Annotated in this window: 17 protein-coding genes; 5 read left to right on the top strand and 12 right to left on the bottom strand. The window is 66.3% G+C overall.

Annotated features, from left to right (window positions below; genetic code table 11):
* Positions 1-91: 91 nt before the first annotated feature.
* Positions 92-895 (bottom strand): helix-turn-helix domain-containing protein, encoded by an 804-nt coding sequence (locus AC1VV3_RS04280; RefSeq protein ID WP_132263324.1) that lies wholly within the window; start codon positions 893-895, stop codon positions 92-94.
* A gap of 377 nt (positions 896-1,272) precedes the next feature.
* Here AC1VV3_RS04280 and AC1VV3_RS04275 point away from each other — a divergent pair, with 377 nt between their 5' ends.
* The gene (locus AC1VV3_RS04275; protein ID WP_431566895.1) at positions 1,273-2,160 is read left to right on the top strand and encodes an enoyl-CoA hydratase/isomerase family protein; all 888 of its coding nucleotides are present in this window, start codon (positions 1,273-1,275) and stop codon (positions 2,158-2,160) included.
* Here AC1VV3_RS04275 and AC1VV3_RS04270 read toward each other — a convergent pair.
* From AC1VV3_RS04270 to AC1VV3_RS04250, 5 genes are read right to left on the bottom strand one after another with little or no spacing between them, the layout of a single operon-like run.
* Positions 2,083-3,516 (bottom strand): amidohydrolase family protein, encoded by a 1,434-nt coding sequence (locus AC1VV3_RS04270; RefSeq protein ID WP_431566894.1) that lies wholly within the window; start codon positions 3,514-3,516, stop codon positions 2,083-2,085. The two genes, AC1VV3_RS04275 and AC1VV3_RS04270, sit on opposite strands and share 78 nt — an antisense overlap.
* On the bottom strand, positions 3,510-4,715 hold the full coding sequence (locus tag AC1VV3_RS04265; RefSeq protein ID WP_431566893.1) for a CoA transferase: 1,206 nt from the start codon (positions 4,713-4,715) through the stop codon (positions 3,510-3,512). The genes AC1VV3_RS04270 and AC1VV3_RS04265 overlap by 7 nt, the downstream gene beginning before the upstream one ends.
* The gene (locus AC1VV3_RS04260) at positions 4,699-6,198 is read right to left on the bottom strand and encodes a class I adenylate-forming enzyme family protein (protein ID WP_431566892.1); all 1,500 of its coding nucleotides are present in this window, start codon (positions 6,196-6,198) and stop codon (positions 4,699-4,701) included. The genes AC1VV3_RS04265 and AC1VV3_RS04260 overlap by 17 nt, the downstream gene beginning before the upstream one ends.
* 42 nt (positions 6,199-6,240) lie before the next feature.
* A complete protein-coding gene (locus AC1VV3_RS04255) occupies positions 6,241-6,531 on the bottom strand; it encodes a hypothetical protein (protein ID WP_431566891.1) in 291 nt (96 codons plus the stop codon).
* Between the two features lie 38 nt (positions 6,532-6,569).
* Positions 6,570-7,799, bottom strand: coding sequence for a CaiB/BaiF CoA transferase family protein (locus tag AC1VV3_RS04250; protein ID WP_431566890.1), 1,230 nt, complete (start codon positions 7,797-7,799; stop codon positions 6,570-6,572).
* Positions 7,800-8,173: 374 nt separating this feature from the next.
* Here AC1VV3_RS04250 and AC1VV3_RS04245 point away from each other — a divergent pair, with 374 nt between their 5' ends.
* Positions 8,174-8,491 carry a hypothetical protein gene (locus AC1VV3_RS04245; RefSeq protein WP_132263310.1) on the top strand — a complete coding sequence of 106 codons (318 nt, stop codon included), beginning with the start codon at positions 8,174-8,176 and terminating at the stop codon, positions 8,489-8,491.
* 95 nt (positions 8,492-8,586) lie between these two features.
* Here the strand turns inward: AC1VV3_RS04245 and AC1VV3_RS04240 are convergent, their stop codons facing one another.
* Positions 8,587-9,075 carry a MarR family winged helix-turn-helix transcriptional regulator gene (locus AC1VV3_RS04240; RefSeq protein WP_132263308.1) on the bottom strand — a complete coding sequence of 163 codons (489 nt, stop codon included), beginning with the start codon at positions 9,073-9,075 and terminating at the stop codon, positions 8,587-8,589.
* A 26-nt stretch (positions 9,076-9,101) separates the two neighbouring features.
* Positions 9,102-10,355 carry an acetyl-CoA C-acetyltransferase gene (locus tag AC1VV3_RS04235; RefSeq protein ID WP_482961965.1) on the bottom strand — a complete coding sequence of 418 codons (1,254 nt, stop codon included), beginning with the start codon at positions 10,353-10,355 and terminating at the stop codon, positions 9,102-9,104.
* 245 nt (positions 10,356-10,600) lie between these two features.
* On the opposite strand from AC1VV3_RS04235, the gene AC1VV3_RS04230 reads away from it, so the two are divergent.
* Entirely contained in the window at positions 10,601-12,262 is a 1,662-nt protein-coding gene (locus AC1VV3_RS04230; RefSeq protein WP_431566888.1) for an MFS transporter, read from the top strand.
* Positions 12,263-12,343: 81 nt separating this feature from the next.
* Positions 12,344-13,381, top strand: a complete 1,038-nt coding sequence (locus AC1VV3_RS04225; RefSeq protein ID WP_431566887.1) for an NAD(P)H-dependent amine dehydrogenase family protein — start codon at positions 12,344-12,346, stop codon at positions 13,379-13,381.
* Positions 13,382-13,408: 27 nt separating this feature from the next.
* Here the strand turns inward: AC1VV3_RS04225 and AC1VV3_RS04220 are convergent, their stop codons facing one another.
* The 3 genes from AC1VV3_RS04220 to AC1VV3_RS04210 all read right to left on the bottom strand — a co-directional run bounded on the left by AC1VV3_RS04220 (position 13,409) and on the right by AC1VV3_RS04210 (position 18,725).
* Positions 13,409-15,592, bottom strand: a complete 2,184-nt coding sequence (locus AC1VV3_RS04220; protein WP_431566886.1) for a putative bifunctional diguanylate cyclase/phosphodiesterase — start codon at positions 15,590-15,592, stop codon at positions 13,409-13,411.
* Positions 15,593-15,917: 325 nt separating this feature from the next.
* Positions 15,918-17,741, bottom strand: a complete 1,824-nt coding sequence (gene glmS, locus AC1VV3_RS04215; RefSeq protein ID WP_314465733.1) for a glutamine--fructose-6-phosphate transaminase (isomerizing) — start codon at positions 17,739-17,741, stop codon at positions 15,918-15,920.
* A gap of 135 nt (positions 17,742-17,876) precedes the next feature.
* Entirely contained in the window at positions 17,877-18,725 is an 849-nt protein-coding gene (locus AC1VV3_RS04210; protein WP_134093105.1) for a TIGR00266 family protein, read from the bottom strand.
* A gap of 183 nt (positions 18,726-18,908) precedes the next feature.
* Between AC1VV3_RS04210 and AC1VV3_RS04205 the strand changes: the two genes are divergently transcribed.
* Positions 18,909-19,643 (top strand): tetratricopeptide repeat protein, encoded by a 735-nt coding sequence (locus tag AC1VV3_RS04205; RefSeq protein WP_431566885.1) that lies wholly within the window; start codon positions 18,909-18,911, stop codon positions 19,641-19,643.
* Between the two features lie 57 nt (positions 19,644-19,700).
* Here AC1VV3_RS04205 and glmU read toward each other — a convergent pair whose 3' ends face one another.
* Entirely contained in the window at positions 19,701-21,071 is a 1,371-nt protein-coding gene (gene glmU, locus AC1VV3_RS04200; RefSeq protein ID WP_134093104.1) for a bifunctional UDP-N-acetylglucosamine diphosphorylase/glucosamine-1-phosphate N-acetyltransferase GlmU, read from the bottom strand.
* Between the last annotated feature and the right edge of the window lie 25 nt (positions 21,072-21,096).

Below are 21,096 nucleotides of genomic sequence, written 5' to 3'. Positions count from 1 at the left end.
GCTCCAAAGGAAAAGGCCTCGCGGTCATGCCGCGAGGCCTTTTTTCCGTTGCCGGTTCCGGCGGCGGTTTTCGCCCCCGGTCAGGCGGTCTTCAAGCCGCGTGCGAGAGCAGTTCCGGCTCGGGCATCGGCGTGGGATCGGGCAGGCACTTGCGCATCGCGTCACCCAGCGAGTGCAGCAGCGCCTCGGGATTGACCTTGTCGTCCTTGCCGTAGATCAGGCTGATGACCAGCGGGTGACCCTCGGGCTGGCGCGGGACGAGACCGGAAAGGGCCTCTGCGCCGCTGCCGAAACCGGCCGGGCCGAACACATGGCGCGGGTCGCGGCAGGTATCGATGCGGTTCATCATGTCGGCGAACTGGAACTTGCCCTGCTCGTCGGCTTCGGCATTGAGACGGCGGACCATGCCCTCGCAGCGCTGGCGTGCGATGGTGGACAGCATGAGCCAGCCGGCTCCGTTCTGGGCAAGGGGTTCCTTGATCCCGCCGGCCAGTTCGCGCGTTGCGGCAAGGGCACGCGGACCATGGCGCCAGTTCACGATCTGCACGTCCAGCCCGACCATCGAGGTGAGCGCGACCGAAAGGCCGGTCTGGGCGACCAGGCGGTCCATCAGGCGGACGATCCGGCCGTCGCGGACCAGTTCGGGCTGGCCCGAAGTGCCGATCAACGCGGCGCGGGGCGTGAGGCTATAGGCGCGGGAATAGGGATCCTTGTGAAGCAGACCGAGTTCCACGAGGCTCGAAAGCAGTTCCGACGTGCTCGACTGTGGCCGATTGTAGCGGCGCACGATGTCCATGACGGTCGCTTCGCGGTGGGAATCGTCGAAATATTCGAGCACTTCGATGACGCGGCGAGCAATCTTCGCCTTGTTCGATGAGGTCGTCTTTCCAGGCATGAGGTCTCTCCTCCCTCCGGGTGGTGATGGAAACTCACTTCTCTCCTCGAGTCGGTCTCTATAAAAACTGAGCCTGACTCGTTTTTTGCTAAACCGGGTTAGCATCATGGCGATGCTGCTTCAATAGGCTTCGCGCATGCGATGATGTCGAAATGGAGGTAGTGCCAAGGAACTGGCGGATTTCTGCCATTTTATGGCCGAAACAATGCGTTGGAGCGCAAGTTTGCTGCGGCGGGCTGGCCTTGGCGAAGAGGGATGGGCATGTTTCAAGCGGCACAGGCAATTGACCGGAAAGGTAATGCACTGCGGTGACTCCAGACGATGTGACTCTCTCCCTGCAGGATCTGGCCGCCCCCGGTAGCTACCCGGATTGGCCGATGGCCTTCGTCGATCTGGGAAAAGAGGCCCGGGACGCCCCCGGATTTCGGCTGCGGCCTTATCCGGTGATCGGCCTTGGTCCTTGCGATCATCCGCTGGCAGCGCGACTCGACGCCTGCCTCGAACCGCGCTTCACGCCCGAGGCCTTGTTGGCGGCGGTGCGTGACCAGCCAAGCGCGGCGGCGGTTGTGACGCAGTTGCTGCGCATTCTGGATCATTTACCCGATGAGGAAGCACTCGTCGCCGAGTCGCTGGCCTATGCGGTGCTGCAGGGCAGCGACGCGCATCGGCGCTGGATCGCCGCGCGGCGCCCGGAGCACGCCGCGCTTCGCGAAGGGCGGGTAACGCTTGCGCGCGAAAGGGACATCCTGACCGTCACGCTGGATCGGCCGGAAGCGGGCAACGCCATCGATCGGACCATGCGCGACGCGCTTCATGAGGCCTTCGCGCTGGCCAATGCCGACCGGACCATCGAGCGGGTCCGCCTGCGGGCGGAGGGTCGCAGCTTCGGCCTGGGCGCGGACCTTTCGGAGTTCGGCACCACGACCGATCCGGCCACGGCCCATGCGATCCGCTGTGTCACGCTCCCCGCACGCGAGGCGCTGATGTGCGCGGACCGCATGGAAGTGCACATCGACGGGGCCTGCATCGGCGCCGGGCTCGAACTGGCGGCTTGCGCGGCGCGGATCACGGCGAGCCGCCGCGCGTGGTTCCAGTTGCCCGAACTGGCGATGGGCATATTGCCCGGGGCCGGGGGCTGCCTGTCGCTCAGCCGGCGGATCGGCCGGCAGCGCACGTTGTTGATGGTGTTAAGCGGCCGCCGGCTCGGCGCTCGCGAGGCGTTGGCCTGGGGTCTGGTCGATGCGCTGGTGGACGACCCGACCTGACGCGATCGTCATGCGTACATCCCCGCTGTCCAGACGGCCGCGCGCTTCCTGCCAGGTTCGGTCGAGCAGGCACAAGTCGGCTTGTTCGCCCACGGCGATGCGGCGCTGGCGTGAGAGGTCGAGCGGATCGGAAAGATAGAGTGCCAGCGCCTGCTCGGGCGTCAGGGCCTCTTCCGGCGTAAACGGGACGCCCGCGGCGGTGCGGCGCTGGACCGCAGCGCGCATGCCGGCCCAGGGGTCCGTGCTGCCATAAGGCGCGTCGCTTCCTCCGGCGAGGCAGATCCCGGCGTCCTGCAGACTGCGCAGACGGTACAGGTCGGGATGATGCCGGGTTTCGACTTCGGCAAGATAGCGGTCGCCATGCCCAGCAACGAACTGCGGTTGCACGCAGGCCTTGAGGTTCAGGTTGGCGAGGCGCGCCGCCAGTTCGGGCGAAACGACCGAGGCATGTTCGATCCGGTCACCGTCCAGGCTTCCCGCGGCCTCCAGCAGGGCGAGGGTGAAGACCAGCTCCACTTCGGTGACGCAGTGGACCGCCACGCCGCGGCCCTGGTCGTGCGCCTGGGTGATCCAGGCGCTCGCCTCCTCGAAATCCGGCAAGGCGCTTTCGTGCAAGTGGAGTTTGGCGGGGCCGAGGCGCCAGCCGTCCTGCTGCTGCGCGGACGCGAGCGACAGGGCGCCGCCCAGAACCACCGACTGTTTCAAAGCGCCGACCGCGCGCTGCGCAGCAAAATGGCGGGCCATTGCCGGATCGTTGCGCGGTGACAGATCGGTGATGCCGGTTATGCCCGAGGCCGCCAGGCGGCTGCTGGTCGCGGCAAAGTCCGGTGGTGTGCTGCCCAGGGTTTGCTGCAGCCAGCGGTCCTCGTCGAACAGCCTGCCGGTGAAGTGCCCGTTCTCGCGCTCCAGGCCGGGCGGGGCGGGGCCCCGGTCGAGGAGTTCGGCAAGCGCCAAGCTGTTGAGAAACCACATGCGGCCCGTCCTGTGCTGCATGCGCAGCGGCCGCGAGGGGACGATCGTGTCGAGCATGCGGGCATCGGGCAGCGTGCCGCCCAGAATGCTTTCGCAGAAACCTGTGGCGCGCAGCCAACCCTCGCCAGGCTGGGATAGCGCGCCGATCAGCGCGTCGCGGTGGGACACTTGCGGCGGCCCGCAAAAGACCGAGGCCTCGCGCACCGCCAGCGCGGCAAGATGGAGATGATGGTCGTGAAGGCCCGGTAGCAAGGCGCCACCGCGAGCCAGGATGACTGGCTCTCCCGCGCGGGGCTGGAGCGTGCCGATGGCTGTGACGAGCCGTCCTTCCAGGCGCAAGTCGGCCGTGCCCTGGCCGTGGATCTCGGCATCGCGGATCAGCATGCGAGCGTCGCGGCAAGGTAACGTTCGGTATCGGCGCCGAGCGGACGGATGGGCGCGCTCGGAACCCGCGGGGCAAGAGCGGGAAAGGGATGGCCGACTGCCTGGCCCCAACTGCGAAGTTCGCAGTCGAGCGCGGCGCGGTCGAAGGCGCGTTCCTCGGCCAGCGCCATGGCGACGATCGCGCTCATCGACAGGCCGATCCGCCTGGCACACCCTTGCTGCAACGCGCGAAGCACTTCGCGCGCGCCGACGATGCCGGTCAGCGGATCGGCGATGGCATCGCCCACATATCCGATTTCGCCGGTGACTTCGGCAAGGGCGCGGGACATGCCCCCGGCCACGCCGCAATCGTTGCCGATCCCGACCCAGTTGGCCGGCTCCCCGCGCGCGCCGTGGCCGGTCACGGTCAGCCAGACCAGCCCCGGAACCTCGCGCACAAGCGCGTCGGCATCGATGCCGAGATGGCGCAGCGCCCTGGGGCGCGAGCTTTCGATGACCACGTCGGCGCTGCGAATAAGGCCGATCAGACGCGCTTTCTGTTCGGCGCTGGCGAAATCGACGAGCAGGCTCGCCTTGCCCTGGTTGATGCGGTCAAACGTGGCGGGATCGTCGCGTCGGATCAGGTCCGGACGCGTAAGGCTTTCCACTTTTACGACTTCCATGCCGGCTTGCCATAGCAAGTGACCCGCCAGCGGGCCGGCCCAGATGGCCGAGAGATCCACCACCAGCGGACGATGTCCAGCGGTGCGCCTGCGCTTGTCTCCGCGTTCCAGGATTTCGACCGGAGCGGATACCGGTTCCTCGTCGGCGCTCGCCACGGGCAATCCCAGCATGCGCCCGCGCTCCAGCAGATCGGCGCAGTCATGCCGGAGGGCGGCTGCGGCGATGGCGGCATGATCGAAGACCGCCAACGCCTCGTCCTGGAACAGGGCGGGCAGGAGTTCGCGGTCGACATCGCGGATCAAGGTGAGTGCGAACCAGCGGCCGTCGCGGGTCGGCAGGAGGCGGCTGCCACCAAGCCCCGCGGAAATGCGGCCGCCGATGCGATAGCCGCCATGGGCGCCGCGTTCGCCAAGCAGGGCGGCGCCGTGGAGGCGGGGCAGGCCATGGTCGCGCGCGAGCGCCGCCAGTTGCCGGTCGGCCCAGCGCGCCAGCGGGATTGCGGGCCCCTTGGCCTGTGCGTCAGCCGGCAAGGACATCCTTGACCTTGCGGCGCAGGAGCTTGCCCATTTCGTTGTATGGAAGCTCCGACAAGAACACGATTTTCTCGGGCACGCGCGAGGAGCGCAGCCGTGCGCGAACAAGGTCCTTGAGATCCGGCTCGGCAGGCATGTCGTGTCCGTCACGCAGCACGATGGCGACGCCCACGGCTTCGCCCCATTCCACCGAGGGAATCGCGCAGGCGCAGGCATCGGCCACGGCAGGATGGGTCAGCAGCACGTCCTCGATCTCGCCGGGGGACATGTTCTCGCCGCCGCGCACGATCACGTCGTCGGCGCGGCCGGACAGGAAGAGGTAGCCGTGTTCGTCCATGTAGCCGGCATCGCGGGTGGGGAACCAGCCTTGCGCGTCGAGCGCGCTCTTTTCCTTGTATTCTCCCGAGACCTGTTCGCCGCGGACATAGATTTCGCCGGGCTGGCCGGGGCCGAGGGTCTCGCCGTCTTCGCCGCGAATCTCGATCTCCACCGTGGGGATCGGCTTGCCGAGCGAGGTCAGGCGCGCGCGGATCGCGGGGTCCTGGGAGGCGAGCGCCTCGCGGTGATCGTCCGGGCCGAGCAGGGCGACGGTGGAACTGGTTTCGGTGAGGCCGTAGGCATTGGTGAAGCCCGCTTCGGGGAACAGCTCCAGGGCCTTGCGGATCACTTCGAGTGGCATCTTGCCGCCACCATAGGCGATCGCGCGGAGGCTGGATATGCCTGCCGCGCCGGCCTGCTCCATCGCTTCGATGATGCGCGCGAGCATGGTCGGGACGACGAAGGCGTTGGACACCTGTTCGTCCGCGACGAGCGAGAGCCAGCCTTCGGGCGAGAAGGCGGGAAGCATGACGATCCGGCGCAGCGAATAGATCGAGGAGAGCAGGGCTGAAATGCCGGCGATGTGATAAGGCGGCACGACCACGAGCGCGGCATCGCCGGCATCGGCGGTGCCGAATTCCACGGTGCCGAAGATGTACCCCAGCAAGTTGGAATGGCGCAGGATCGCCGCTTTCGGCGCTGCGGTGGTGCCGCTGGTGAAGAGCTGGATCGCCACCCCTTCGCCGGGATCGTATTCGCGCGCATCCTCGGCTGGGACGGTTTCCTGAGCCTTCAGTGAGAACTCTTCTCTGGAAAGCACCGTATGGCCCTGGTCCGCGGCAAGGCGGGTGATGCGCTCCTCGTCCCCGATCACCAGCGCCGGGGCTATGCGGCCGAGCAGGGCGGCAAGATCGGCATCGGGCAGGCGGTAGTTGAGCGGGCAATAGGGCACGCCCGCCAGCGCGGCGCCGAACACGGCGATCACCGCCGCCTCGCTGCTTTCATCGAGCAGCGCGACATATTGAGCATCGCTTTGCCGGATCAGTTCGAAGGCGCCCCGTGCTGCGGCCAGCAGGTCGCCGTAAGTCCACCGCTTGCCCTCGCAGACGAGGCCGACGCGGTCGGGCGCGGCTTCTGCCGCCATTTCGAGGAGGAGGGCGATGTTCATCGGTGAGCGGGGCCTTGCAGCGCTTGCGGGAGAATGCCGGGATCAGTCGGAGGCGGGAAGCGGCTTGGCGTCCTTGACCACCAGCGCCACGCCGTCGACCGAGAGCGAACCCTTTCCGGGCTTCACGCAAAGCAGTTCGTACTTGCCGTCCGCATCGACGTAGCGTTTCCCCATGAGCGTGCCGGCCGAGAAGTCGGCCGCCAGCGGGGCGGCATCGGCGGACTTGGCTTCGTCCATCGGTGCGCCGCCGCATTCGATCGTGCCGTCGGCAGCGCGGATCACCATGACTTCGGTGTCGCAGGCAGCGCTCTTGAGACGGGTTCCAGGCTTCATCTTCTAGGTTCCTTGCAGTCGAATTGTCGGGAGCGGGATCAGGCGATCGCGCCCTTGGACTTGAGATCCTCGATCCGGTCCCAGTCCACGCCCATTTCCATGAGCACGATTTCGGTATGTTCCGAGGCCTGGGGCGAGCGCGTGGTTTCCAGCGCCTCGCCATTGAACTGGACCGGGCCGCGCACCAGTTTCAGCGGCTCTCCGCCGTCGGCGCCCTCGACCTCGATCAGCATGTCGTTGGCGAGCGCCTGCTCGTCGCTGGCCAGTTCGAGCAAGTTGAGGATCGGCGCCCACTGGCCCTTCAGCGTCTTCAGATGCTCCCGCCAATAGGCGAAGGGCTTCTCGGCGAAAGCGGCGACCAGGATGTCGCTGGCGGCCTTGGAGTGCTCGATCAGGCTGAGCACATCCTGGAAGCGCGGATCGTCCGCGGATTCGGGCCGGCCGACATGTTCGAAGGTGTCGCGAATGAGCCCGGTCGGGCTGACCATGCACAAGTTGATGGTGCGATTGTCGGACGTCCAGAAATTGCCCATGAAGGGATTCTTGGCACCGCCGCCCGAGCTGGGCATCGCGTTCTTGGTGATCACGCCGGTCTCGACGGCCTGCGCGATGTTCGCGCCCGAGGCCCAGGCCGCGGTGCTCATCAGCGAGACGTCGAGTTCCGCGGCCTCGCCGGTCTTCTCGCGGTGGAAGAGTGCGGCGGAGATGCCGCCGGCAATGAACATGCCGCCGATCGAATCGCCGAAGGCGGGCATCCCCTGGGAGAGCGGACCGGGCAGTTCGGGCGGGGTCATGCAATCGGCAATGCCGCTGCGCGACCAGAAGGCGGTGCCGTCGAAGCCGCCTTTTTCGCGCTCGGGTCCCTTGTCGCCCCAGGCACTGCCGCGCGCATAGATGATGTTCGGATTGGCGGCGCGGATGTGCTCGACGTCGAAGCGGTTCTTCTGGCGTACCTGCGGAAGGTAGTTGGTGAGAAACACGTCGCAGTGCTTCGCCATTTCGTAGAGCAGTTCCTGGCCTTCCGCGGTCGAGAGGTCGATGCCGACGCTGCGCTTGCCGCGATTGGGATGCTCGAACAGCGTATGGCGCAAGGGATCGAGCTGGACGCCGCCCATGTTGAGGAAGCCGCGCTGGGTATCGCCGCGCACGGGATGCTCGATCTTGATGACGTCCGCGCCCCAGTCGGCCAGGATCGCTCCGGCGGCCGGTGTGAATGTGAACTGCGCCACTTCGAGGACGCGCACCCCCTGCATCACCTTAGTTGCCATCGTCTGCCTGTCCCCGCTCATCGCTGAAAATTCTGTTATCGCTATGAAATCTTCGGCGAAGAGTGCCCGAGAGGCCCGGATTTCCGCCTCCGCCGAGGCTTCATTCGATTTGAGCGCAAAGGTGGGGGCTGGCAACCCGCGCCTCATCGTGCCCACGATCAAGCCTGCCAATTGCTGCGCCCTCCGCCTGTGCGATGCCTTCCTGCGCTGCATTGCAACATGATCCGGCTGGTGGATGGATCGCCGTGTGCAGTTGCAAAAAAGTTTTGATCGGTGCTGAAAATGCAATTGACTATCTGTTCAACAACTCCTAACCTAGGTTAGTAAGTTGAGAGAACCTCGACACCAACCTCGATTTTTTGGAGATGCCTGAGATGAACAAGTTCGTTGCCCTTGCCGCTGCTGCCGCTGTCGCCACCTTCGGCATCGTTCCGGCCGCTTTCGCCGAAACCACCCAGTCGGTTCGTGCCGTCACCGAAGAGGCCGCCGCGCCGCTCGACCTGACTGCCGGCAAGATGCTCTATGGTGCCAATGGCTACCGTCTGGCGCCGATCTACCGCGTTGCCGCAGACGGCAATCCGCAGGTCATCCTGAACGGCCGCCTCGTCACGGTCCCTGCCGCCAGCCTGACGGCCGTCGACGGCAAGCTGACCACCTCGCTGTCGAAGAAGGACATTGCCGCGGCCAAGTAAGCCGGGCGCAATAGCCAAGAAAAAAGGGCGGCTCCTGCGAGCCGCCCTTTTTTTGTGCCTGCCGTATTGATCGGTCCGGCCTGAGGAAATGGCGCTCAGTCGCGGCTGATATTGTCGTAGATGCGGTTCATGTAGCTGCGCAGCTGCTCGATCTCGCTTTCCGAAAAGCCTTGGAACATGCGTTCCTCGCGCTCATTGGCGATCTCTCCCAGCTGGTCGAGCAGGGGCTTTGCCTCGTCGGTCAGGTAGACCGCGCGTGCCCGGCGATCGTCGGCGCGGTCGCGGCGCTCCAGCAGGCCTTCCGCGCAGAGCCGGTCGATCAGCCGTCCGGCGGAGGCTTCCGACATTTCCAGGTATTCCGCGATGATGCGCTGCGTCGAGCCGGGATGGCGCGAAACCACCGCGATCATCGCCCATTGCGAGCGGGTCACGTTGAGAACGGCCACCTTGCGGTCGAAATTGCTGCGCTGAAGCCGGGAAATCACCGTCATGCGCAGGCCGACCTGGCGACGGGGACTGATGTCGGGGTCGTTGAAAGCCTCGCCCAGTCTGCCGGTCAGCTTTTCTTCCGCGTCGGTTGCCACTCAATACTCCTGCTTCGTTCCGGCGTTCAGACGCGCTCTATGACGATCGCCGGCGCCATGCCGCCCGCAGCGCACATGGTGATGAGGCCATAGCGGCCCCCGGTGCGCTCCAGTTCGTCAAGCGCGGTGCCGATAAGGATCGCCCCGGTCCCGGCGATGGGATGGCCCAGCGCGATCGAACCTCCATTCGGATTGACCTTCGCGCGGTCCAGGTCAAGGTCGCGGATGAATTTCTCGACCACCACGGCGAAGGCTTCGTTCACTTCCCAGACGTCGATCTGGTCCTTGGTCAGCCCGGCTTTTGCCAGCACCTTGTTGGCCGCCGGCACGGGGCCGTTGAGCATGAGGGTAGGGCAGTCTCCCGTCTCGGCCATGGCGACGATGCGCGCACGCGGCCTGAGGCCGTGCTTCTCGGCATAGTCCTTTGACGCCAGCAGGATCGCCGAGGCGCCGTCCACGACGCCGGACGATATGCCCACATGGTGGATCGGCTTGACGTCGAGATCGGGATAGACCTGCCTGATCAGTTCTACATAAGTCTTGCCGCCCGGCACGGAAGGCATGTCGAAGAACATCTTGAAGGCGGGCTTGAGCTGGGCGAGGCTTTCGGCCGTGGTGTCCGGGCGCGGGTATTCCTCATGGTCCAGGATGACATTGCCCTGATCGTCGCGGACCACGATGGTGGACTTGTCGAACCGGCCCTCTGCGATGGCCTGCGCGGCGCGGCGCTGGCTCTCGACGCCGAGCGCTTCCAGTTCCGCGCGGCCGATGCCTTCCATCGCCGCGATCGCATCGGCGGCGACGCCCTGGTTGGTCTGCGGATGCCTGGCCTGAAGCCGCGGATTGCCGGCGCCCATGCCCGCGCTGCCCAGCCCGGCCTCGCGCAACTTCATGCCATGGGCATTGGCGTAGGAGAGCATGTCCATCCCGCCGGCCACCATGAGATCCGACATGCCCGACATGATCATTGCGGAGGCGAGGCTGGTCGCGGTGAGGCTGGAGCCGCAGAAGCGGTTGAGCGTGACGCCGCCGGCCCGGATGTCGTAGCCGGCATCGAGCGCGGCCATGCGGCCGATGTCGCCGCCCTGAAGGCCGATGGCCGCCGAAACGCCCCAGATCACGTCGTCCACATCGGCCGTGTCGATGCCGTTGCGGTCCTTCAGCGCAGCCAGCACCGTGGCGGACAAGTGTTCCGGGTGCATGGCGGACAGCGCGCCCTTGCCCATCTTGCCGATGCTGCGCGGGGTGCGGACGGCGTCGATGATATAGGCGTCGGTCACGGTCTGCTCTCCTCGAAAATCCGCGCGGATCGGGCTTGCCTGCGCGCTTTGTCCGGGGTGATGCTGGCCCGGCCGGGGAATTGCAATTGGCGGCACGGCTCCTATCGCCTTGGCGATTGCCGCTGCGCCCAAGCATATCGTGGGGGCGGGGCCGGGTGCGAGGAAGGGGCCTGTTCGGTCAGCCGCCTTGACGCTGCGGCCACCCTCGCCATCATCTCCAGACAGAAAAATGCGAAAGGGCGGGCATGACGGGATTGGAACGGGCGGAGCAATCGGGGGGCGCCTTCGCACCTTTGCGCGAACCCACGTTCCGGCGGATCTGGACGGCCAGCCTGTTCTCGAATTTCGGACAGCTCTTCCTGGGCGTCGGCGCGGCCTGGGAAATGACGCGGCTCAGCAATTCGCCGAGCATGGTCGCGCTGGTGCAATCGGCGATGATGTTGCCGCTCGTCCTGGTGACGCTGCCTGCGGGCGCCATCGCCGACATGTTCGACCGTCGCCGCATCGCCATGACGGGCCTGACGTTCAGTGCGATCTGCGCGGCGGTGCTGGCGGTGGTGGCATTCCTCGGCCTGATCACGCCGTGGCTGCTGCTGTTGTTCTGCGCGCTGATCGGGGGAGGGGTCGCGCTCTATTCGCCGTCCTGGCAAGCGTCGATTCCCGAGCAGGTGTCGCGCGCGCATCTGCCTGCGGCGGTGGCTCTGGGGACGATCAGCTACAATGTCGCGCGCAGCTTCGGACCGGCCCTCGGCGGCCTGATCGTGGTGATCTACGGGGCCAAGGCTGTTTTCGGCATGACCTCGCTGCTCTATCTGCCGCTGCTGTTCGCCTTCTTCCTCTGGCGCCGCCGCCATGCACCTTCGCGGCTGCCGCCCGAGCGGATGGACCGCGCGATCATCGGCGGCGTTCGCTATGCGCTCCACGCCCCGGCGATCCGCACGGCGCTGGTGCGCGTGCTGGTCTTCGGCCTGAGCACGGCGACGGCCTCTGCCCTGGCGCCGCTGATCGCGCGGGACCTGCTGCACGGCGATGCGTCCACGTTCGGTGTGCTGCTCGGCGCGCAAGGCGTGGGCGCGGTGGCCGGCGCGCTGTTCGTCAGCCGCATCCGCGAGGCGATCTCGACCGAGTTGGCCGTGCGGATCTTCGCCATCGGGACCGGGCTGGCGCTTGTTGCGATCGGCATGAGCCATGACATCGTGGTGACCTGCGCGGCATTCCTGATCGTGGGCGCCTGCAATATCCTGACCGTCGCCATGCTCAACGTGACCGTGCAGCTCTCCGCGCCGCGCTGGGTGACGGCGCGGGCGCTCTCGCTGTTTTCCTCGGCCATCACCGCCGGAATCGGGCTGGGTGCCTGGGCCTGGGGCGAAGTGGCGGCGGGGTGGAGCGTGGCCTTTGCGCTGGTGGCTTCGGGCATCGCCGTTGGCGCGACCGCGCTGCTCGGACTGCTCATGCCCATCGGCGGCGACCAGGCCGATACCGAGGAAGTGCCGCTGGGCCACGAGCCCGCTGTGGGCATGGCCCTGACATTGCGGTCCGGGCCAGTGGTGATCGAGGTGGACTACGACGTCGATCCCGAACGCGCGCGGGACTTCTATGCAGTGATGATGAAAATGCAGTCGATGCGCAAACGCAACGGCGGCTTCGAATGGTCGCTTGCGCGGGACATCGCCGATCCCGCGCTCTGGACGGAGCGCTACCACTGCCCGACCTGGGGCGACTACTTGCGCCTGCGCGACCGCTTCACCCAGGCCGATATCGAGCTTCAGACCCAGGCCGATGCGTTCAACCGCTCCCACCAGGGCAACCGGGTGCGGCGCCGGCTGGAGCGGCCGTTCGGCTCGGTGCGATGGAAAGCCGATTCGCCCGACCCGCAGCAGGATACCGTCAGCTGGATGGCGCCCTGAACCCGCCGTTCCCATCCGGGGATTGCGGGAGTTCATGACCAGCGGCCAAGTCCGCACGAGACAAGAAACGGGAGAGAAGCGATGGAAGGCCGAAACTGGCGCGTCATCCAGTGGGCGACGGGCAATGTGGGCAGCCGCGCCTTGCGCACGGTGATCGAGCATCCCCGCATGGACCTTGTGGGGCTCTGGGTCAGCTCGCCCGAAAAGGTGGGCAAGGATGCAGGCGAACTCTGCGGATTGCCGCCCACGGGCGTGAAGGCCACCAATTCGCTGGACGAACTCGCGGCGCTCGATGCGGACTGCGTACTCTATATGCGGCAGGGCACCGACTGGGACGAGATCTGCACGCTGCTCGCATCGGGCAAGAACGTGGTCACCACGCGCGGCGACTTCCACAATCCCGCGCGGATGGACCCTGCACTTCGCGCACGGGTGGAGGAGGCCTGCCGCTCGGGCCAGACCTCGATCTACAGCACCGGATCGAGCCCCGGCTTCGTGACGGAAGCCCTGGCGATCCCGCTCCTGTCGCTCCAGCGTACGCACGGGCTACTGACCATTGACGAATATGCCGACGTCTCCAGCCGCAATTCGCCCGAGATGCTGTTCCAGGTCATGGGTTTCGCAGCGCCGATGGCGCCATTCGACCAGCGCCGGGCCGAGCATCTCAAGGGCGATTTCGGCAGCTCGCTGTCGCAGATTGCCGATGCCGTGGGCCTCAAGGTGGACGAGATCGAGGCGGTGGGCGAACTCTCGCCGACCCTCAAGGACCTGACGATCGCGGCGGGCACCGTCCCGGCCGGCACCGTCGGCGCGATGCGCACCACGATCACCTGCAAGAGCGGCGGCCGCCCGGTCATGCGGTTCCGCGCGAACTGGTATGTGACGACCGAGATCGAGCATGATTGGGACCTGCGCGAATCCGGATGGCGGATCACCACCGAGGGGGACACGCCGGTGAAGGTGGACATCACGTTCCCGGTCGCGGAGGAAGACTATGCCGCCTACACGCCGGGGTTGACGGCGCACCGGCCGGTCAATGCCATTCCCGCCGTCTGCGCTGCACCGCCGGGTATCCGCACGACGTCCGACTTGCCGCAGATCCTGCCGATCTACGGTTAGGGTCGAGAATCGCCGATGCGTGCCTGATCACACGGCCGAGAAGGCGCGGTTGCGGAACAGCGCGACCGCGTCCTTCGCGGACATCGGCCGTCCATAGTAATAGCCCTGGATCTTGCGGCAGCCGAGCTTGCGGATCATCTCGACTTCCTTTTCGGTCTCAGCGCCTTCCGCGGTCGTCGACATGTCGAGGCTGTCGGCCATGGCGACCACGGCGCGGATGATCGCCAGGCTTTCGGCATTGCCGGTGGCGGCGCCCTGCACGAAGGAGCGGTCGATCTTGATGGTCGAAAACCGCAACTTGCGCAGGTAGCCGAGCGAGGAATAGCCGGTGCCGAAATCGTCGAGCGCCACCTTGCAGCCCAGCGCCATGATCTTTTCGAGCGCGGAACGGGCGAGGGTGGCATCGCGCAGGAAGATGCTTTCGGTCACTTCCAGTTCGAGGCGCGCGGCCGGAAGCCCGCTTTCGGTGAGGGCGGAGACGACGCTGGTCACGAAATTCGGGTCGAGCAGTTGCTCGCCCGAGACATTCGCGGCCACGCGCACATGGTCCGGCCAGTTCATCGCTTCCCGGCAGGCTTCGCGCAGCACCCATTCGCCGATCGGGATGATCAGCCGGGTATCCTCCGCCAGGGGGATGAACTTCACCGGGCTGACCGCGCCGTGTTCCTTGCTGTTCCAGCGCAGCAGGGCCTCGAAGCTGACGACGGTTTCGTTCTGGGTATCCACCACGGGCTGGAAGTTGAGCGTGAACTCCTTGCGTTCCAGCGCCGAGCGCATGGACGATTCCAGCTTTCGGCGTTCCTCGGCGCGGGTGTGAAGCGCGGGTTCGTAAGTGAAATGGGCGTTGCCGCCTTCGTCTTTCGAGCGGTAGAGCGCGAGATCGGCATTGCGCATCAGCGTTTCCACTGCATCGCCGTCGCGCGGGCCGATGGCCGAGCCGATCGAGGCGCCCACGAACAGCGTATGGTGATCGACCTGGTAGGGCTGCGAGAGGCTCTGGATCACGCGCTGCGCCACGCGCTTGACGTAGTCGAGATCGGTGGCATCGCGGATGACGATGGCGAATTCGTCACCGCCCAGACGGCCGCAGACCTCGCGTTCCGTCATCTGTTCCTTCAGGCGCTCCGCCACGCGGGCCAGAAGCTGGTCGCCGACGTGATGCCCCAGGGTGTCGTTGATCGCCTTGAAGCGATCGAGGTCGATCATCAGGAACGCGCAGCGCATGCGCCACTGCGAAGCGTGGGAGAGTGCTTCGCCGAGGGCTTCGCCCAGCATCAGGCGATTGGGCATGCCGGTCAGCGGGTCGTACCGCGCGAGCCAGGCGATCTTGTCGGAGTTCTCGCGTGCTTCGGTCACATCGGAGCCGACGCCGTGGAACCCGTCGAACTGGCCGGTTTCGTCCACGTTCGGCGTTCCGGACAGCTCCCACCAGCGCGCCTTGCCTGACAGGGTGACGCGAATGAGCAAGTTGGAGAAGCTTTCGCGGCGCTTCAATCGTTCGGCCAGATCGTGAAGGCTTGCGGGGAAATCGCCGGTTTCCCAGTTCGCGCCGGCAATGAGCTGAAGGAACGGCAACCCTTCGATCTCGCGCGGTTGCTTGCCGAGCGCGAAGGCGAAACGCGGCGAGACGGCGCGGACCCGGCGGGTGGTGTCGATCTGCCAGAGCCAGTCGGCCTCGCCTTCCTCGAATTCGCGCAGCAGCAGCGAGACCACTTCGTCCCGCTCGACCATGCCCGCTTCGGCCACTTTGCCGGTAAGGAACTGCCGGGCGGACTGGATGGCGCCGGCCACGACCACGGCGATGAAGGCGGAAGCGACCAGCGCGACGTCGTAGAGGCCGAGCGCGAGGAAACAGGCGATGGCGGAACCGCCGGCAAGCCCGGTGAAGACGAGTGTGCCCATCGGCACGCCCGGGATCAGCACTGCGAAAGCCGTCATCAGCATCGCCAGGACGGTCCAGAGCTTCACTTGCACGTCCGCAGCCAGGAACGGCCCGAAGCCGCAGACCGGGATCGACCAGACCAGGCCCTTGACGATGGTTGCCGCCAGATAGGCGCGGGCCTCGCCGGGCCGCAGGTTCCGTCCCTCGGCTGCGGAAACGGCGTTGTCGATTCGGGCACCGTACCAGGCCGCGGCGCAGACGAGCACGGCCCAGCCCAGGATCAGCCGGGGATCGAGGCGCGGCGCCAGCAGTCCGGCGGCGGCCAGCATGGCGGCGAACTGCGTGACGAATCGGGCGACAGGCGCGCGGGAAAGGCACGAATATTGAATGCCGCGCAGACGCGCCCAATCCCCCTCCGCCGGCTGGGTCAGCCCAAGGATAGCGGAGACTGGCAGCTCCTTCGGGAGCGGTTGAGTGGGTTGCGACCGCTTTCTCACGCGGAGAGCCTATCGGGTGAAGGTTAGCGCGGAGTAAACCATCAGGCTGTTTTCAGGCGTCGTGCAAGATGGCCGGCAGCCGGGAAAATGCGCGCTGCCGCCATGATGGCCGCCGGGCTTCGGCTCGACCTGCGGCAAGGTCGAGCCGAAACGGCCTCTATTCGACGGTCACGCTCTTGGCGAGGTTGCGCGGCTGGTCGACGTCGGTGCCCTTCACGCAGGCGACGTGGTAGGCCAGCAGCTGCACCGGGACCGCATAGACCAGCGGGGCGATGAGCGGGTGGACGCGGGGCATCTCGATCGTGGCAATGCAGCCTTCGCCGGCTTCGGCAATGCCTTCGGCGTCCGAGATCAGCACGACCTTGCCGCCGCGCGCGCGCACTTCCTGCATGTTGCTGACGGTCTTCTCGAACAGCGGGCCGGAGGGGGCGAGGACGATCACCGGCACGGCTTCGTCGATGAGGGCGATGGGTCCGTGCTTCATTTCGCCCGAGGCGTAACCTTCGGCGTGGATGTAGCTGATTTCCTTCAGCTTCAGTGCGCCTTCCAGAGCCAGCGGATAGTCGGGGCCCCGGCCGAGGTAGAGCACATCGCGCGCCGGTGCGATCAGATGCGCCATGGCGGCGATCTCTTCGTCGAAGGCAAGCGCGGCGTTGAGGCTGGCAGGCGTTTGCAGCAGGTGGTGGACGACGTCCATCTCCTCGGCCCGGTCCATGCGCCCGCGCTTGACGGCGAGGTGCGCGGCCAGCGCCGCCAGCACGGCGAGCTGGCACGAGAAGGCCTTGGTGGAGGCCACGCCGATTTCCGGCCCGGCGTGAGTCGGCAGCAGCAGGTCGGCCTCGCGCGCCATCGTGCTGGTGGGCACGTTGACGACGACGGCGATCGTCTGCCCGGCCGCCTTGCAATGCTTGAGCGCGGCGAGCGTGTCCGCCGTCTCGCCCGATTGCGAGATGAACAGGGCCAGGCCGCCCGGCTCCAGCACGGGGTCGCGGTAGCGGAATTCGGAGGCCACATCGATGTCGACCGGCAGGCGGGCGAAGGTTTCGATCCAGTATTTCGCCACCATGCCCGCATAGAAGCTGGTGCCGCAGGCGACGATGGTGATGCGCTTGATCGCGGAAAGGTCGAAATCGATCTGCGGCAGTGCGACCGACTGGTCCACCTGGTGGATGTAGCTGCGCAGCGTCTGCGCCACCACGGTCGGCTGCTCGAAGATCTCCTTCTGCATGAAGTGGCGGTAATTGCCCTTCTCGATGGCGACGGCCGAGGCACCCGAGGAGACGATCTCGCGCTCCACCGGGTTGTTGTCGGCATCGAAGATCTGCGCGCCTTCGCGGGTGATGACGACCCAGTCGCCCTCGTCGAGATACGTGATGCGCTGGGTGAGGGGGGCCAGGGCGAGGGCGTCCGAACCGAGGTAGGTCTCGCCTTCGCCGTAGCCGACGACCAGCGGCGAGCCGAGGCGGGCGCCGATCAGCAGGTCGGGGTGCTGGCGGAAGGCGATCGCAAGCGCGAAGGCGCCGCGAAGCTGCGGGAGGACGACTTTCACGGCCTCTTGCGGGGAAAGCCCGGCCTCGACCTGTTCGGACACGAGGTGGGCTACCACTTCGGTGTCGGTCTGGCTCTCGAAAGTGCGGCCGCGCGATTCGAGGGCTTCGCGCAGCGGCTTGAAGTTCTCGATGATGCCGTTGTGGACCAGCGCCAGGTGCTCGGTGGCGTGGGGGTGCGCGTTGGCGGCCGTCGGCGCGCCGTGTGTGGCCCAGCGGGTGTGGGCGATGCCGATCAGGCCCGGTGCGGGATCGCGGGCAAGCTCGTTCACGAGATTGACCAGCTTGCCCTGCGCGCGGCGGCGGATCAGCTGGCCGTTCTCTACCGTGCAGACGCCCGCGCTGTCATAACCGCGATATTCCATGCGCCGAAGACCGTCGACCAGTCGATCCGCGACTTCTTCCTTGCCGACGATGCCGATGATTCCACACATTGCGCTTGCGTTACCTTAGTTCGAGCCGAAACTGGCGTGCCGTTACACCGATAATGGTTGGCGTTTGGTGGCGCCACCATGAAGGCTTGGTAATGTGTGCAAATCGGATGGGTTTTCGGATGTAATCCGAAGCGGTCAATCGTCCCCGCCGATCATCGCCGCAAGGCCGCCTACGGCGCCGAGGCCGAGCATGGTGCTCTCCCCGCGGTTCTGCCCGCCGTAAGGCACGGCGGCAGCCATCATCCGCCCGGCCAGACGCGAGAAGGGCAGGGACTGGATCCAGACGCGCCCGGGCCCGCGCAGCCGCGCGAAGAACACGCCCTCGCCGCCGAAGATCATCGACTTGACCGAACCGGCCCGGATCACGTCGAAGTCGATGCCCGCGGTGAAAGCGGCAACGCAGCCGGTATCGATGTGAAGTTCCTCGCCCGCGGCCAGGGTGCGTTCGATCACGGTGCCGCCCATCTGCACGAAGACCCAGCCATCGCCTTCGAGGCGCTGCATGATGAAGCCTTCGCCGCCGAACAGGCCGGTCATGATCTTCTGCTGGAAGTGCACCCCGATCGAGACCCCGCGCGCGGCGCAAAGGAAGGCGTCCTTCTGGCAGATCAGGCGGCCGTCCACGTCATCCAGCTTGATCGGCAGGATCGAGCCGGGGATCGGCGCGGCGAAGGCCACGCGGGCCTTGCCGCGGCCCTCATGGGTGAAGACGGTGGTGAACAGGCTCTCGCCCGTGACCAGCCGCTTGCCCGCGCCGAGCAGCTTGCCCATGAAACCGCCGCCCTGCTGCTCGGAGCCGTCTCCGAACACGGTAGACATGGCGATCGACGAATCCTTCCACACCATCGCTCCTGCCTCCGCAACCGCGCTTTCGCCGGGATCGAGCTCGATCTCCACGAACTGCAGCTCGTGGCCCTTGATCTCGAAATCGACATCGTCCGCGATCGCGGAATTTCGGCTGTGGCTCCAGGGGTTGTTGGACATGGATACTCCGTAGGCGGGAAAGATTCGGTGCCTGATATCTGGGTTTCGTGAAAGTTCTTGTCAAACCGCGTCCGTCGGATAGTCTGCAGGCTTCGACGAACACTGTTCCGACGACAATCGACCGGCAAAGACCGGCATACGATCGGTGTTCCTGGAGAGGATGTTCCTGGAGAGGATCGGCCGATGAACTTCATCAAGAAGTCGGTTTCATTTACTTCTATCGGTCTGGCCGGTGCTGTTGTCGGGATGGTCGCTACGGCCGGTTCCGGAGCTGCTTTCGCGCGTGACATCGGCGGCAGTGCCGCGGTGGTGAACACGGCGCTTCATGTCGAGAGCCAGAACGGCGTCAGCAAGGGCTTTGCCCTGATCCGTGCCGGCAAGCCCGCGCAGGCGGTAAAGATGTTCGATTCGGTGATCCTGGCCAGCGAGCAGGCGCTGAGCGGCGATGCCCGCCCGCGGCTCTGCCAGTCCCAGGCTGCGGATGCGCCGGTGGCCGCGGGCAAGGCGGTCGCGGTGAGCAGCGCCGTCTGCGATGCGCACTTTGGCAAGGGCTTCGCGCTCGTCGATCTCGGCCGGGGCGACCTTGCCGAGGGCGAGCTGCGGCGCGCCACGGAGCTGGCGCCGGACAATGCGCATTTCGCCAACGAATATGCGGAACTGTTCAAGTCCCGCCGTGAATGGCAGCGCTCTTACGATCTGTTCTCCCATGCCTGGGCGCTGGTGGACAAGGACGCCAAGGGTACTGACGCATCGGTGGCGGCGCGCGCGCTGCGCGGGATGGGCTACAACAAGATCGAGATGGGCCAGTTGGACGATGCCGCCAAGCTGTTCCGCCAGTCGCTCGATTACGATCCGAGCAACGCCGGCGCCAAGAGCGAACTGGACTTCATCGCCCAGAAGCAGGCCATCGGCGCCTGATCGGCCGGTTTCCTCGCAGACATGACGACGGGCGGTCCATGACCGCCCGTTTTCGCATCAGCCTGCCGACTTTTCGGCTTTTTTCTTCTTCATCGCATCGTGGAAACGGTCGGCCCAGCCGGGCTTGACCAGTTGTTCGCCGCGCACCAGCCGCAGCTCGCCGTCAGCGACGTCGCGGGTGACCGTGCTGCCGGCCGCGACGATGGCGTCGGCACCGATCTTGACCGGGGCGACGAGGGCGCTGTTCGAGCCGATGAAGGCGCGCTCGCCGATGACGGTCCGGTGCTTGAAGTAGCCGTCGTAATTGCAGGTGATGGTGCCTGCGCCGAGGTTGGCCTTGGCGCCGATCGTGGCATCGCCCACGTAAGTCAGGTGGTTGGCCTTGGCGCCTTCGCCCAGTTCGGCGTTCTTCACTTCGACGAAGTTGCCGACCTTGGCGCCCTTGCGCAGCACCGCGCCGGGGCGCAGCCTGGCGTAGGGACCGATGGCGACACCGCTTTCGAGGGTCGCGCCTTCGAGGTGCGAAAAGGCGTGGATGACGACATTGTCCGCCACGGTCACGCCGGGGGCAAAGACCACGTTGGGCTCGATGGTGACATCGCGGCCGAGCACGGTGTCCCAGGCGAAGAACACCGTTTCGGGTGCGATCAGGGTCACGCCGTCCGCCATGGCGGCGATGCGGCGCCGGGCCTGCCAGCGGGCTTCGGCCTCGGCCAGTTCGCCGCGGCTGTTGATGCCGCCCACTTCATCGGGATCCGGCGTGACGATCACCGCGCAGGCCCGTCCTTCGAGCGTCGCCACATTGACGATGTCGACCAGGTAATATTCGCCCTGGGCATTGTCGTTGCCGACACGGGCGAGCAGGTCGAACAGGTCTGCCGACTTCACTGCCATCAGCCCGGAATTGCAGAGGCGGCAGGCGCGCTGCTCTTCGGTGGCGTCCTTGTATTCCACCATCATCGCGATGCGCCCGTCGTCATGGGCGAGCACGCGGCCATATTGCAGCGGCTCGTCCGGCTCGAACCCGAGCACGACGACGGCCGGCGAATCGTCGGCATGGAGCCGGTCGATCATCGCGCGCATCGTTGCGGTGCTGACGAAAGGCACGTCGCCGTAGAGAATCAGCACGTCGCCCGCGAATCCCGAAAGCGCCGTTTCGGCCTGCTGCACCGCATGTCCGGTGCCGAGCTGGGGTTCCTGAACGGCAATCGCCGCGCGGCCGCCAAGGGCCTTTTCCAGCTGTTCGCGGCCGTGCCCGGCCACCACCACCTGCCGCTCTGGCGCCAGCGCTGCTGCACTTTCGAGCAGGTGTTCCAGCATCGGCCGCGCGGCTATGGGATGGAGAACCTTGTGCAAGTCACTCTTCATGCGAGTGCCCTTGCCGGCAGCGAGAACGACGATAGCGAGGGGCGTTGAATGTTCGACCATGTGCATCACTTGCCAGCAAATTGTT

The sequence above is a fragment of the Novosphingobium sp. BL-S-34 genome, assembly GCF_056857015.1.
This window is presented reverse-complemented; position numbering and strand designations above follow the sequence as displayed.

Excerpts from the sequence above, each read along its gene's own strand:
- AC1VV3_RS04225 (WP_431566887.1), top strand. The coding sequence starts at position 12,344 with ATGGAAGGCCGAAACTGGCGCGTCATCCAGTGGGCGACGGGCAATGTG.
- AC1VV3_RS04280 (WP_132263324.1), bottom strand. The coding sequence starts at position 895 with ATGCCTGGAAAGACGACCTCATCGAACAAGGCGAAGATTGCTCGCCGC.
- AC1VV3_RS04255 (WP_431566891.1), bottom strand. The coding sequence starts at position 6,531 with ATGAAGCCTGGAACCCGTCTCAAGAGCGCTGCCTGCGACACCGAAGTC.
- AC1VV3_RS04230 (WP_431566888.1), top strand. The coding sequence starts at position 10,601 with ATGACGGGATTGGAACGGGCGGAGCAATCGGGGGGCGCCTTCGCACCT.
- AC1VV3_RS04265 (WP_431566893.1), bottom strand. The coding sequence starts at position 4,715 with ATGTCCTTGCCGGCTGACGCACAGGCCAAGGGGCCCGCAATCCCGCTG.
- glmS (WP_314465733.1), bottom strand. The coding sequence starts at position 17,741 with ATGTGTGGAATCATCGGCATCGTCGGCAAGGAAGAAGTCGCGGATCGA.
- AC1VV3_RS04250 (WP_431566890.1), bottom strand. The coding sequence starts at position 7,799 with ATGGCAACTAAGGTGATGCAGGGGGTGCGCGTCCTCGAAGTGGCGCAG.
- AC1VV3_RS04260 (WP_431566892.1), bottom strand. The coding sequence starts at position 6,198 with ATGAACATCGCCCTCCTCCTCGAAATGGCGGCAGAAGCCGCGCCCGAC.
- AC1VV3_RS04275 (WP_431566895.1), top strand. The coding sequence starts at position 1,273 with ATGGCCTTCGTCGATCTGGGAAAAGAGGCCCGGGACGCCCCCGGATTT.
- AC1VV3_RS04245 (WP_132263310.1), top strand. The coding sequence starts at position 8,174 with ATGAACAAGTTCGTTGCCCTTGCCGCTGCTGCCGCTGTCGCCACCTTC.
- AC1VV3_RS04270 (WP_431566894.1), bottom strand. The coding sequence starts at position 3,516 with ATGCTGATCCGCGATGCCGAGATCCACGGCCAGGGCACGGCCGACTTG.
- AC1VV3_RS04210 (WP_134093105.1), bottom strand. The coding sequence starts at position 18,725 with ATGTCCAACAACCCCTGGAGCCACAGCCGAAATTCCGCGATCGCGGAC.
- AC1VV3_RS04220 (WP_431566886.1), bottom strand. The coding sequence starts at position 15,592 with ATGCTGGCCGCCGCCGGACTGCTGGCGCCGCGCCTCGATCCCCGGCTG.
- glmU (WP_134093104.1), bottom strand. The coding sequence starts at position 21,071 with ATGGTCGAACATTCAACGCCCCTCGCTATCGTCGTTCTCGCTGCCGGC.
- AC1VV3_RS04205 (WP_431566885.1), top strand. The coding sequence starts at position 18,909 with ATGAACTTCATCAAGAAGTCGGTTTCATTTACTTCTATCGGTCTGGCC.